This window comes from Peribacillus frigoritolerans (genome assembly GCF_030676415.1).
Classification (GTDB): Bacteria; Bacillota; Bacilli; order Bacillales; family DSM-1321; genus Peribacillus; species Peribacillus frigoritolerans_A.
Genome location: NZ_JAUUTW010000003.1, coordinates 12779 through 24865, shown reverse-complemented (window position 1 = coordinate 24865; position 12087 = coordinate 12779). Strand labels below are relative to the sequence as shown.

General features: G+C 41.9%; 10 protein-coding genes. 1 reads left to right on the top strand and 9 read right to left on the bottom strand.

Features of this window, described 5'->3' with window-relative positions; genetic code table 11:
- Positions 1-2: 2 nt before the first annotated feature.
- The 8 genes from gatC to Q8G36_RS03780 all read right to left on the bottom strand — a co-directional run bounded on the left by gatC (position 3) and on the right by Q8G36_RS03780 (position 10345).
- Positions 3-293, bottom strand: coding sequence for an Asp-tRNA(Asn)/Glu-tRNA(Gln) amidotransferase subunit GatC (gene gatC, locus Q8G36_RS03815; protein ID WP_076372748.1), 291 nt, complete (start codon positions 291-293; stop codon positions 3-5).
- Positions 294-674: 381 nt separating this feature from the next.
- Positions 675-1844: a CamS family sex pheromone protein gene (locus Q8G36_RS03810; RefSeq protein ID WP_305159053.1), complete on the bottom strand. Its 1170-nt coding sequence runs from the start codon at positions 1842-1844 to the stop codon at positions 675-677.
- 11 nt (positions 1845-1855) lie between these two features.
- Complete coding sequence (gene ligA, locus Q8G36_RS03805; protein ID WP_305159052.1) at positions 1856-3862, bottom strand: NAD-dependent DNA ligase LigA; 2007 nt, start codon at positions 3860-3862, stop codon at positions 1856-1858.
- 103 nt (positions 3863-3965) lie between these two features.
- Positions 3966-6212: a DNA helicase PcrA gene (pcrA, locus tag Q8G36_RS03800; protein ID WP_305159051.1), complete on the bottom strand. Its 2247-nt coding sequence runs from the start codon at positions 6210-6212 to the stop codon at positions 3966-3968.
- Between the two features lie 61 nt (positions 6213-6273).
- Positions 6274-6957 (bottom strand): heptaprenylglyceryl phosphate synthase, encoded by a 684-nt coding sequence (locus Q8G36_RS03795; protein ID WP_305159050.1) that lies wholly within the window; start codon positions 6955-6957, stop codon positions 6274-6276.
- Positions 6958-7177: 220 nt separating this feature from the next.
- Positions 7178-7492: a YerC/YecD family TrpR-related protein gene (locus Q8G36_RS03790; protein ID WP_283916630.1), complete on the bottom strand. Its 315-nt coding sequence runs from the start codon at positions 7490-7492 to the stop codon at positions 7178-7180.
- Positions 7493-7518: 26 nt separating this feature from the next.
- Complete coding sequence (locus tag Q8G36_RS03785) at positions 7519-8556, bottom strand: DUF3048 domain-containing protein (protein ID WP_305159049.1); 1038 nt, start codon at positions 8554-8556, stop codon at positions 7519-7521.
- A 43-nt stretch (positions 8557-8599) separates the two neighbouring features.
- On the bottom strand, positions 8600-10345 hold the full coding sequence (locus tag Q8G36_RS03780) for an adenine deaminase C-terminal domain-containing protein (protein ID WP_305159048.1): 1746 nt from the start codon (positions 10343-10345) through the stop codon (positions 8600-8602).
- A gap of 146 nt (positions 10346-10491) precedes the next feature.
- Here Q8G36_RS03780 and Q8G36_RS03775 point away from each other — a divergent pair, with 146 nt between their 5' ends.
- Positions 10492-10758: a YgaP-like transmembrane domain gene (locus tag Q8G36_RS03775; RefSeq protein WP_305159047.1), complete on the top strand. Its 267-nt coding sequence runs from the start codon at positions 10492-10494 to the stop codon at positions 10756-10758.
- Positions 10759-10807: 49 nt separating this feature from the next.
- Here Q8G36_RS03775 and purD read toward each other — a convergent pair whose 3' ends face one another.
- Positions 10808-12082 (bottom strand): phosphoribosylamine--glycine ligase, encoded by a 1275-nt coding sequence (purD, locus tag Q8G36_RS03770; protein WP_305159046.1) that lies wholly within the window; start codon positions 12080-12082, stop codon positions 10808-10810.
- Positions 12083-12087 lie beyond the last annotated feature (5 nt).

Sequence of the window (12087 nt, the reverse complement as noted above, 5' to 3'; positions counted from 1 at the left end):
CCTTATTCAATTATAGATGGTACACGGATATATCCTTCTTTGCTATCCGGTGCATTTTTAACTACTTCTTCTACTGGCAATCCCGGTTTTGCGACATCTTCGCGCATAACATTCTTCATATCCAAAACGTGAGAAGTCGGGTTTACTTGATCCGTATCAAGCTCATTCAACTGCTCCGCGAATGAAATCATTTGGTCAAGCTGATGCTGAAACTGTTGTGCTTCTTCTTCCGTAATGGCCAAACGAGCCAAATGGGCAACGTGTTTAACTTGTTCCATAGAAATACGTGACATTCTCTTCACCTCCGAAAAAATATCCAAATCGACTGAATTCCGTCGCTTTTCTCCATATAATCATCGTTTAAATCATATCAAACTATTGCACAGTAAAGCAACAAGAGATACAATGTCGAAATTCAATTATTTCATAAGGAAAAAGAGATATTTTCCGGGAAATATGGGAAAGTTGCCGAAATTTCCGGGGAAATGAAAATAAGGCCTTTAAAATTCGACAAATGTTCCCTTTTTAAAGCATTTGCTTCCTAAGATGGAAGCCTTTACTTTCTATTTATAAATTTTTGTTCCTGGTAAAGGTTATTTTGAAATTCACAAGAAATAGATTCCAATTTTAAAGTGGGTCGCAAAAAAGATGAAGCCGTTAAGCTTCATCTTTTTTCATTCGTATATATGCACGGTTGGTTCGTCCTGATTTGCTTCACGGACTATGAGCGCTTCAGGTCCATTTACAGAGGTAATGGATACCTGTACGGCAATGTAGTTCGGGAAACGTTCCATTACAAGCCCAGCAACATATTGAGTAAAGCCGATCGCTTCCGAGTTCCCATAAAATTGAATGGGGATATCGATGTTCAGACTTTGCAATTGATCATCCATATAGAACGCCCTGCCGATGACTCCGTTAAAGTTAGGGAAGTATTCTTCGACATCTTCTTTAAAGTTCGTGAAAGTATTGACGTCATCACGGTATTTTTTTTCAGCACCGGCAGAAGGAAATAGGAAATACTCTTCGTCCAAGTTCGTCCATTTTCCAATATTGTCAGAGTTTTTATCGATATTTGTATAGGAAATGAAATTCCCAGGGACTACTGAAGATTTTTCATTTTGCTCGAATAAGGCAATCGTAATCGGAACATTTTTCAGCTTGTCCTTTTTACGCAGCCTTTTTAAGACTTCTGCAGCAATTCTTTCCCCTTCTTGCTTTAGCTTTTTACTATCGATTTTATTTTCATAGGTGGCACCGTATGCCTCTTTTTGATAGTAATGCACTGAATTCAGCGCGAGACCTATTACAACTCCGCCAAGGCTCACTGAATCATCTTTTGTTTTTACCAAGTAATTATGTTCTAAAATATGGGCAAGATAGATCGGATTATCTTCATTCCGCTTATCAATGTCACCTTTACCTGGATCAACCGGATTCAAGCCAACATTCTTTGAGGCTTTCATGTCCTTTTCTTTCAACTGACTATCGGTATATTTTCTGTTCAGCCAGGAAGATATCTCGGAACTATTTAGTATTTGCCCCTCTTGAAACAGGTAATCTTCCGGGTCGAATTGGGTTTGGGCCAACCGCATCAATCCATTTTCGAATTCTTCAATGTCATATCGGGTATTTAGATTGGATACGACCAAACCGCGTGCTTTTGATGGTTCAAACGGTAGGATTGTTTGATAATATTCTTCCGAAATTTTATACTTCGGAATAATTGCCGTTTCTTTTTTGTCTTTGGAGTCTTGAACTACCTCTTGCTTATCCTCAAAACTAGGCGCACATCCAGCAAGAAGCAGTATAAGAATCATCCCCAAAATAGAGTGTTTCCTCATAGCTACACCTCTTATTTATTTAGTTCCTCAATCAGTCTCTCTTCATCCCATACCATGACGCCTAGGCTTTCAGCTTTTGCCAGTTTGGAACCGGCATCTTCGCCAGCTACGACCAAATCGGTTTTCTTGCTGACACTTCCAGCAACGTTAGCTCCTAGCGCCTCTAATTTCTCTTTTGCTTCGTTACGTGTAAGCTTATGCAGTTTACCTGTTAAAACAACTGTTTTACCGGAAAAAACGGAGTCGATATCTTCAATGGCAACAGCTCTTGGCCCTTTGAAAGTAAGATTTACACCGGCTGCATCCAATTCATTCAGTAATGCATGGACTTCTTCCAATTCAAAATAAGCTACGATGGAATCGGCCATCTTATCACCTATTTCATTAATGGCCGTCAGTTCTTCACGGCTCGCCTTGCTTAATGCTTCCATCGTCCCGAATTCCCTCGCAAGCGTCTTGGCCGCTTTTGAACCAACATGGCGAATGCCCAGCCCGAATAGTAATTTTTCCAACGAGTTGGTTTTCGAAGCTTCGATTGCTTGAAGAAGTTTATTGACGGATTTATCCCCCATCCTTTCCAAAGCAATCAGTTGATCGTATGTAAGCTTATAAATATCAGCCACATCTTGTATGAGTTCTTCTTTAAACAACAAGCTAATCACTTTTTCACCAAGACTGTCTATATTCATTGCTGTACGGGAAACAAAGTGAATCAAGCCTTCCCGTATTTGAGCAGGACACTTCGGGTTGATGCAGCGTAAAGCAACCTCCCCGTCCAGCCGGACAAGTTCACTGCGGCATTCCGGGCACTCAGTCGGCATCTGGAACTCGACTTCTTCCCCTGTACGGCGCTCTGCCAGTACATTGACCACCTCTGGAATGATATCACCCGCTTTTTTCACGACCACTTGATCTCCGATTCTGATGTCCTTTTCACGGATTAAGTCTTCGTTATGAAGTGAAGCTCGCTGCACAGTCGTACCTGCTACCCGAACGGGATCCAAAACGGCGGTCGGGGTCAATACACCCGTACGGCCAACATTCAGCTCAATATCCCTTAGGGTTGTAATGACTTCTTCAGCTGGGAATTTATAAGCAATGGCCCATCGCGGACTTTTTGCTGTAAAACCTAATTCATCCTGCTGTTCAAGGGAATCCACCTTTACGACAATTCCATCAATATCAAAGGCTAAGTTTGGACGTTGTTCCGTCCATTCTACTATATAGGCCAGTACTTCCTCTATATTCGAGCATGTTTTTCTTTCCCGATTCGTCTTAAACCCGAGTCGATCCAATAAATCCAAACCCTCACTATGGGAACGTACACCTGTTTCCCCCAAATCGGCAATCGCATAAAGGAATATATCCAAGTTCCGTTTCGCAGCAAGTTTTGGATCAAGCTGCCTTAACGAGCCCGCAGCTGCATTTCGTGGGTTTGCGAATGGTTCCTCACCGCGTTCTTCCTTAGCCTTGTTTAGTGATTCGAATGATTTTTTTGGCATGAAGGCCTCACCGCGCACTTCTATGGTAACCGGCTCCCGCAACTTCAATGGAATCGACTTGATCGTTTTCAAATTAGCGGTAATATCTTCACCGATCGTTCCATCTCCACGGGTTGCCCCTCTTACGAAATATCCATTCTCATATTGAAGCGTAACGGCAAGTCCATCAATTTTCAATTCACATACATAGGAAAAATCGTCACCTACAGATTGTCTGACCTTTCTGTCAAAATCCCGTAAGTCACTTTCATTGAACGCATTGCCTAAACTAAGCATCGGTGTGGTATGCTCCACTTTTTCAAACATATCCAAAATGGCGCCACCGACCCGTTGTGTCGGTGAGTCCGCCGTTTGCAGTTCCGGAAATTTCTCCTCATACTCAATAAGTTCACGGAGTAGCCGATCATATTCAGCATCAGGTACTGATGGCTGATCCATCACATAATATTCATAGCTGTATTGGTTCAATAACGTTTGCAGTTCTAGAACTTTCTTCTCTGCAGCTTGTAAGTCCATACGTTCAATCCTTTCTAAAGAAGACTCCACCGCACTTCTTATAGAAGAGCGGTGTCTAAAGTCAGATATCCCTATTCTTTACCAGTAGAAGTATATTAATAGCTTATGCTTTTTCAACTGGTGCAAATTTCGCCAATAGGCGTTTAATGCCGATTGGACTTGGAAAGGCAATATCCAGTTCCTTCCCTTCTCCTTCCCCTTTTACGCTCACCACAGTTCCTATACCCCACTTTTTATGGGATGCACGGTCGCCGACAGCCCAGCCGATCTCTTCACCGCCCGTTGCGGATGGTGCGGAAACAGCTCTTCCAAAGGCAGGCACTTTTCTTGTGGAAGCTGTTGAAGGAGATCCGGTTCTCGAAGAACTGAAAGGTGTTTGCCTAGCTCTAGGAGCCGGTTTCGGTTTTAGGTCTTCAAGAAGTTCCTCTGGTATTTCACTGATGAAACGTGAAACTGGATTCATGCTCGTCCGTCCATACAATGTCCGCATTTGGGCATTGCTTATGAATAGTTCATTTTCGGCCCTAGTAATTCCCACATAAGCCAGACGGCGTTCTTCCTCCATCTCCTCTTCATCCATAAGCGAGCGGCTGTGAGGGAAAACCCCTTCTTCAAGGCCCAATAGAAACACCACCGGATATTCAAGTCCCTTCGCTGAATGCAGCGTCATCAACGTTACCATATTTGTAGCTTCTTCGGAATTCTCATCAAGTTGATCTATATCGGCAACCAACGCCAGGTCAGTTAAAAAGCCCACCAATGATTTGTCCTCGCTGTTACTTTCGAATGCTTTCGTAACTGATAAAAACTCATCTATGTTTTCAAGCCGGCTTTGTGATTCAATCGTTTTTTCTGCCTGCAGCATCTCACGGTAACCGGTTTTCTTAATGACTTCCTCCACCAGCTCCGTCACGGATAAGTACTCCTGCTGATTTGTATAGTTAGTGATCAGCGTATGGAATTCCCTTGCCGCTTTGGTAGCCTTCCCGCTTATCCCCACCATTTCCACAGATTCGAGTGCTTTATAAATGGAAACATCATATTGATCTGCATAATCTGCCACTTTGTCCATTGAAGTTGCACCAATTCCGCGTTTTGGTACATTGATTACACGGCGGAGACTGATGTCATCATCAGGATTGGCAATAAGGCGAAGATAGGCAAGTAAATCCTTAATCTCTTTACGGTCATAGAACTTGGTTCCTCCGACTATTGCATAATTTATATTGGATTTAAGCAGAACTTCCTCCATGACACGTGATTGTGCATTTGTTCTGTAAAGTATTGCTATATCGGAATATTTCCTGCTGCCGCCCTGAACTAACTCATTTATCTTTCCGGCTACAAATTGCGCTTCCCCTTGTTCATTGTCTGCACGGTAATAGAATAACTTATTGCCATCTGCATTCTCTGTCCAAAGATTTTTCGGCTTACGGTTTTGATTGTTACCGATAACCTTATTCGCCGCTGCAAGGATCTTTTTCGTCGAGCGGTAATTCTGTTCAAGGAAAATCATGTTGGCATTCGGATAATCTTTTTCAAATGAAAGGATATTCGCAATATCCGCACCGCGCCAACGATAGATCGATTGATCGGAATCCCCGACAACACAGAGATTACGGAAACGTGAAGCCAGTAGTTTAACAAGCATATATTGAGCCCTGTTCGTATCTTGGTACTCATCAACATGAATGTATTGAAATTTACGCTGATAATATTCAAGCACCTCAGGTACGAGCTGGAACAATTGAATCGTCATCATGATCAAATCATCGAAGTCGAGCGCTGAATTTTTACGCAGCCGTTTTTGATATTCCGTATATACATCGGCAGTTACTTTAGTGAAGTAGTCAGACGCCGTCTTCAGGTACTCTTCCGGCCCGACCAATTCATTTTTTGCTGAACTGATGCTACCCAAAATTGCACGGTAATCATATTTCTTTGTATCCATGTTACGATCTTTCATGATTTGTTTTATGACCGATTGCTGATCCGTCGTATCCAATATCGAAAAGTTCCTATTAAATCCGATACGGTCGATATCTCTTCGTAAAATGCGGACACACATCGAGTGGAAAGTCGAAATCCAGATATCTTCGGACGCACCGCCAAGTATGGCCCGGATCCTCTCCTTCATCTCACGTGCCGCTTTGTTGGTGAACGTGATTGCAAGGATGTTCCAAGGCGCTATTTCCTTCTCGACCATCAAGTAAGCTATTCGGTGAGTCAGCACACGCGTCTTTCCACTTCCTGCCCCAGCCATGATTAAAAGTGGGCCATCAGTTGATTTCACTGCTTTTTGTTGCTGTTCATTCAAACCTATTAGTAATTTTTCCGCTAAATATTGCATTATCACACCACCTATACGAACATTCGTTTCTGTTTTAGTATACTATATTTATTACATGTTTTCATTTAACTGCCGTAACTGTTGCAAGTGCCACTTTCAAATCTTCATAAATCACATTGCCGACAACGATGACATCCGCAATCTTAGACATCTCTTTGGCCTGTTCAACCGATTTTATCCCACCGCCATAGAATAGTACGGTATCCTCCAAACTTTCTTTGGCCGCTTCCACCATATGGACATCGCCATAATCACCGCTGTATTCCAAATAAAAAATTGGCAGGTTGAACATCTTTTCTGCCATCATCGCGTATGCACCCACATCATCCATATCCAAATCGGTATTGGCTTTCGTCAATTGGGCCGCCTTGCACTCAGGATTCAGGATACAGTACCCTTCAACGAATATTTCATCCCAATTCAAAAGGTATCCGTACTCCTTGACTGCTTGCTGATGCAGTTTCATCATCCAATCCGGGTTGGTGCTATTCAGGACACTCGGAATGAAATATAAATCAAACCCTGGCGTCACCGTTTCAACGGAAGAAATTTCCATTACACATGGGACGGTATATCGTCTGACACGTGCCATTAAATGAAGCACATTCTCAAGCGTGATTCCATCCGTTCCCCCGATCATGATTGCATCAGTACCGGATTCACAGACTTTCTCAAGGGCCTCATCACTTATTTCTTTATTTGGATCGAGTTTGAAAACATGTTTCCACTCGCGAAAATCGTACATTATAATCCTCCATTCACACTTCCCATTACACCATTATAGCATTAAGATTTTTCATTAAAAAAGAGAAGTACCGATAAAATGTTATTACCAAATGGAACCTCTGAATCTAAAATCCAATATAACATGGATACGGCTGAAAGACAGCCGTCAAAGAGAGTGCTGGACTCAAAATAAAAAGCCGGGAAATGAATTCCCCGGCTTTTTATTATAATCGAAAGAATTAAGATTCAGTTGTTCCCTCGACATTATCCTTAATACGGTTAAGAGCCATGGAATAAGCGTCATTTCCGTAATTCAAGCAGCGTTTGACCCTGGAAATCGTAGCCGTGCTTGCACCCGTTTCCGTTTCGATTTTATGATAGGTTTTTCCTTCTTCAAGCATGCGGGCTACTTCAAGACGCTGTGCCAGTGATGAAATTTCATTAACTGTACATAAATCATCAAAAAATCGATAGCATTCGTCCAAATCACGCAAGGAAAGGATCGACTTAAACAGCTGATCCGTTTCTTTTCCTCTTAACTTATCAATTTGCATGTTACTCCCCCTCAATTTCATGGGTATCAAAATGAGACGTCTCCTACTAAACCAGGTTCATCCGGAATAATATTGACCCAAGTTTTCCCTGGAATCAACCCTACTTCTTTATCGTTTTTCACTGGTATAATCCGACCATCCTTATTAACCCATTCTACTTCATTCGCTTTTCCTTTTTGAAGTAAATAACCTTTTCCGCCACTTTTCAAGTCGATTTTACGACGCCCTTTATCGTCGATCACTTGATGAGCAGCCTCAATGATCAATATATTATCCAGTAAAATAGGTTTATTCGATTTATGTTCGACTGATTGCTCTCCATTCGAATAACGTTTATATTTCTCTTCCGTGGCTTCGTATTCATACTGTACATCATACTCGTCTGATCCGTAGGAAATCTCGGTTTTCAATGCCGGTTCCCCTTGAAGGCCAGCCGCCTCTTCCTTTGTAAGGAAAGCATAAGGCTCCGGTGCACCATTCAACTCATATCCCTTTTCCTTCGCGCCTTTTTGGATATCCTCAAAGGAAGTGTAGGAATTATGCGGTGCTTTTCGATCTGCCGAACGTTGAAACAAAGTACCATCATAATATAATCCGTTCAAGTTATCAATATACCCTTTGTCCAGCATGGTTTTTGCCTCGGGGCTATTCCCATGACAGACATAGATGCAATCGAGGCCTTTAGCCAATTCAATATAATAGTCCCTTGCACTCCGAATCGGACCGATTTGGCTTGGCATTTCACTTTGGAAGATAGCTAAAAATCTGGTTATGTCACCTTCTGCGAGCATTTCGTAGACCATATCGGCTTCTGAGAGGCCCGATTGTGGGCGTGCTTCTGGATGATTATTAATCATCACTGCTGCAGCCCTTCGCTCACTGCCTGCATCGGTGGCTATACCTGTAAGTGGAAACTCATTGGAAGGTTCATTTTTCACATCTGTATTTTTGATGATAGCTTGGTCTTTCGGCTTACTATCATCCGATTCAGGATCTTCTTTCGCAGAACAGCCTGCCAGCAGCAAAATAGCAATAACGATGAAAAGAACTCTCTTAAATTTCATCTTTCCACTCCTCTGATTTATTAGCCATTTCTTCTCTTATATTTTAACGCATTATAGTGGGAAAGAGTATAGTTTTGTTCATTACATCATATACTCCTCGCTGGGTTAGCCTTATATATGGCAGATGGGTTGTCGAAAAGAATGAAAGGGTGTACACAGGATCGGCGAAGCGATAACCTCTCTCACGCAGCAAATGTTTCAATTCATTTTCTTCTTCTATCAGTTCAGGAACCTCCTTGGTGGACATGACTCCCTTTAATTTCAGAGGAAGTTCATGGATCACCTTTCCGTGTTCCGTTAAAACGATTCCACCGCCAATCTCCTTCAGCCGGTTAAATGCCAAATGCATATCCTTTTTCCTTTTACCGATTAGTATGATATCACCTGTATTTGTATAAGAGCCAGCAAAGCCACACAATTTATCCGCAAACCCTTTTAATATCGTATTGATGCGCCATTTCCCTTCCCGATCAATAAGCATGAAAAAGCATTCATCATCCTCAAAGTTCAGTTCTTCATGCCCAACATCATTGGCAAGTGAGTACGGTTTCGTAATTACATTATTGACCAGTTCAATCCCAAACGGCATGGAAAATTCAAAATCTTCCTTTAAACTAAGCTCCCAATCAAGATCAAGTGGTTTAAAATCGAAATCACTCCATTCGATTTCCTGTTTATCCGGAATGATTTCACCATCCCTTTTAACCCATTTACCTTTTGCCATTACCGAAACCGGTGCAGGTTCCTTTACATCGGTCAGGAAGTTGATGTTCGCTACCCTTCCAGTGGCAATATTGCCATGAAGGTACTCAATGTTATAATATCGTGCGATGTTGATAGTTGCCATATTGTATGCATCGATGACCGGAACGCCATGCTCTATCGCTATTTTAATCAAGCAGTCTATGAAACCATTTTCATAAAAGGATGGCGGCGATCCATCTGTCGTATAAAAGAATTTGTCATAATGATCAATGCCCAGTTCATGGATTTCCTGTATCATCTTTGGAAGATCCGGACGGATCGAGGAATGTCTTAACGATACATAATAGCCCTGCAGCAAGCGTGACATGACTTCATCACCTGTCATTGCCTCATGATCACAATCGGCGCCGAACAAGGTCATTTTTGCTAAAGTCTTCTCTGAAGCACCTGGAAAGTGTCCTTCTATTTTCTTCCTCATTCGCTTGGCTTCCTGAATCCAGTGCAACATCATGTCATCCCCATCGAGAAGCTTCGGCCATCCAGTCAGTTCCCCGCCCTGTAATACGGCATCATGCTCCAGCCATGATTTAACGGCTCCATGGGAAAAGACCATATCTTCATCGATCAATTCCGTTTGTCCGTCAAAACGGCTCCACCAATACATTGTTACAGGAATGTTACGTAATTCTTTCAAAAGAGAAAACGCTTTCTTTTTATCTAACTGCAATAGAAACGGCAAGTTATCATTGATCAATGTCGTTGTGCCAAAATGAGATGCATAACGTGAAAAAGAAAGGGGATTATATAATTGAGAAGGGTGTGAATGCGGCTCAATATAACCCGGGACTAAGTACTGGTTTGTACAGTCTACCATTTCACAGCGGTCTATATTATCAGGAAGCTTATCGCCAACATAGATGATGCGATCATCATATATCCATATATTCGCTTTTACCCATTTTCGTAAAGCCTGATTTAAATAAGTCGTATTTTTAAGCAGAATGTGTGGTGCCCTATTGCCATCCAGCACATCTATATGTTCTCTTAGATGTTTATTTTTCCATCTATAGCGCTGTTCAAGCATTAAACATTCCCCCATAATTTTTAGAAACAGTTGTATGAAAAAAACCATTTTCAATCCAATTTTATTTCATAGTAACATACTTGCTTCATTAGAACAGTAATGTTATCCAGAATATTGTTAAATTTTTGTGAAGGGATGGACTTTAAATGAAGTTTAAACAAAATATCAGTATAATTAATGCATTAATGCGAATTACCTGTGGATTTACATTTCTAACATGGGCAATGGCTAAAATGGTAAAAAAACCATGGAAAAACCAATCTTATCTATTCGTGGTGATGCTTTCTTCCATGAAAATAGGCGAAGGCATTCTCCGCTATTGTCCTGTCGTCGATGCAATGGAAAACGGACAAAGCTTTATGAAAAACGAATCAAAACAGGAAAATGAATCCAGCCAATCTGATTCATATTAAGTTATTTCTAACGAAGAAGCTGACTCCGCTTAGAGTCAGCTTCTTTATATTATGATGAAAAATTGTATTTTATTGCACGGTAGCCAATATCCGTTCGCCAGAATAAGCCGTCTTTCTCTATATGCCCTAACTGTTTATATACTTCAGCTTGGGCAGAGGCCAAATCTTTCCCTTTTGCAGCAACAAGAAGTACACGTCCGCCATTCGCGATGAAATTCCCCTCACTATTGAGAGCCGTTCCAGCGTGATAAACATGGGCATTCGTATCAATCTTTTCCAAGCCATTAATGATAGAACCCTTTTTATATTCCCCTGGATATCCATCAGCTGCGACGACTACTCCAAGAACAGATTCTTCATGCCACTCAAGTTCTAAATCCTCTCCAGAAAGAACCGCTTCAAGCGTATCTACGAAATCTGTTTTAAGTCGTGGTAAAACGACTTGCGTTTCCGGATCGCCAAAACGGGCATTGAACTCAATGACTTTTGTGCCTTTTTCAGTAGCAATCAACCCGGCATATAATATTCCTGTAAAACTCCGATTCTCCGAAATCATCGCATTTACCGTGGGCTTAAGAATTGTTTCGACTGCAGTCTGAATCATTTCATCGGAAATTTGCGGCACCGGTGAGTATGCACCCATTCCACCTGTGTTCGGACCCTGATCTCCATCAAAAACCCGCTTATGATCTTGAGCAATGACCATCGGATACACTTTTTCCCCATTAACGAATGCCATCAATGAAAATTCCTCGCCATCAAGAAATTCCTCAATGACGACTTTAGCAGATGCTTCCCCGAACTTTGCTCCGACTAGCATATCATGGATGGCGTCTAACGCCTCTTCCATCGTCATAGCAACTACGACACCTTTTCCTGCAGCCAAACCATCCGCTTTTATAACAATGGGAGCACCCATTTTTTCGATATATGCCTTTGCTGAATCATAATCAGAAAATGTTTCATATTCTGCTGTCGGAATGCTGTAGTTTTTCATTAAATCTTTAGCAAAGGATTTACTTCCCTCGATGACTGCAGCACGGCTATTAGGGCCAAATACCTGTAATCCTGCCTCCGTAAAGTCATCGGCAAGCCCATTCAACAATGGGGTTTCGGGCCCGATCACCGTTAATGAAACTGCATTCTTCTTGGCAAAGGCAACCAAATCCCCGTGATTGTTTTCATCAATTGGAACAAGAGTCGCTACATCGGTCATCCCTGGATTTCCCGGTGCTGCAAAAACAGTCCCAACCCGTTTACTTTCAAATAGTTTGCGGGCTATGGCATGCTCCCTGCCGCCCCGGCCAATTACTAGTACATTCATTATCG